The organism is Vibrio sp. D173a, from assembly GCF_030248475.1.
Genome location: NZ_JAHGAH010001305.1, coordinates 1 through 528, shown reverse-complemented (window position 1 = coordinate 528; position 528 = coordinate 1). Strand labels below are relative to the sequence as shown.

Here is a 528-nt window from a genome sequence, read left to right as displayed (position 1 = left end):
TCGCCCACTTTCCCTGTTGCAACAACGTTGTACTCTTGTCCTGCGATTAAATCTAGGCTGGTTTCGGGAACGACGGTCGTGGTGGTCCCATCAGCGAGAATGGCGTCGACTTGGACGGTATGGTCGCCAGAGGGAACAGAAATTTGTCCTGATGACTGTTGGTAATCAACGTTTTGTAGAGCTGGTTGCCCATCGAGAAGTACATTAACTTTGGGAGCATCAGGGGCGGCATGAAAGACTCGAAGATAGGAAGAGTCTGCTGCCGAAATATCGTGTGTATCATCATCGCCACAACCCACTATTGCGGCACTGATTGCAGTCACGATTGCAAAGGATTTAGCCAGTTTCATTGTCTTGTCTCCAGGTGATTTTTACATCACACAGATCTACGACTTGTTTGATTAAAGGATCAGAAATATCGAGGGGAGACAGAGATGGAAGTATGAAATTTACCTATTTAACTCTTTATTTTCAGTTGCTTGTATTGATGAAATTATTATAAATAAAAATGCCCCCCGAGGTGGGCAT

The 528-nt window shown here is 44.7% G+C and carries 1 protein-coding gene; it reads right to left on the bottom strand.

Annotated elements, in window-relative coordinates:
* A partial coding sequence (locus KIV40_RS33010; protein WP_285353596.1) for a DUF4397 domain-containing protein occupies positions 1 to 350 on the bottom strand: 350 nt, incomplete at its 3' end.
* Between the last annotated feature and the right edge of the window lie 178 nt (positions 351 to 528).